2 protein-coding genes are annotated in these 668 nt (G+C 38.6%); both read left to right on the top strand.

Features of this window, described 5'->3' with window-relative positions; all coding sequences use genetic code 11:
- The coding region (locus tag CQA49_RS09825) for a GtrA family protein (protein ID WP_181882674.1) at positions 1 to 371 on the top strand (371 nt) is incomplete at its 5' end.
- 16 nt (positions 372 to 387) lie between these two features.
- A partial coding sequence (locus tag CQA49_RS09820; protein ID WP_147288693.1) for a hypothetical protein occupies positions 388 to 668 on the top strand: 281 nt, incomplete at its 3' end.

Genomic DNA, 668 nt, shown 5'->3' with positions numbered 1-668 from the left:
TCTTAGGTGGGATTTTAAGCCTTTGTGAATGGGGTGGCTTTTATGCGCTGACTTATCTTTTGGGCGTGCATTATATTGTAAGCTCGATTGTGATGTTTGTGCTTCTCTCACTACTTGGCATGGTGGTGTATAGGAAATGTGTCTTTGGGATGAGCCACTTACGCTTAAAAAATGAAGTCCTTGCAACTTATGTGATTAATACCATAGGGCTTTGCCTTAATACCGCACTTTTATGGATTCTCGTGGAGTTTTTACATATTGAAGCTTTGGGCGCAAAAATCATCGCGTCATTCTTCGTGGCATTCTTTGGATTCTTTGCAAGGAGGAAGTTTGTGTATGGGGGAAGGAAAATGAATGAAAAATCTAACTAAACAAAGGAGTAAATAAATGAATGCAAATACTAAGATGAATACTTTGAAAGAATTTGGTGTGAGGGTTAAGGAGTTTTTTAAGAAAAATAGAGAATCTAGATGCTCCTGTGTGTCTAACTCATCAAATGCACCACAACCACTTACTAAAAAGGATAAAGGCTTTTTAGCTTTTAGCTTAGCGCTTATAGGTGCGTTGTTTGTGTTTCAGTTTTGGCTTGGGTTTCCGGGATTCCATGTGATTGGGGATACTTATAATTCCATTGCGTTGGCAAAAAATGACGCGCACCCTGTATTTAT

Source organism: Helicobacter sp. MIT 00-7814 (assembly GCF_003364115.1).
Lineage (GTDB): Bacteria > Campylobacterota > Campylobacteria > Campylobacterales > Helicobacteraceae > Helicobacter_F.
This window is presented reverse-complemented; position numbering and strand designations above follow the sequence as displayed.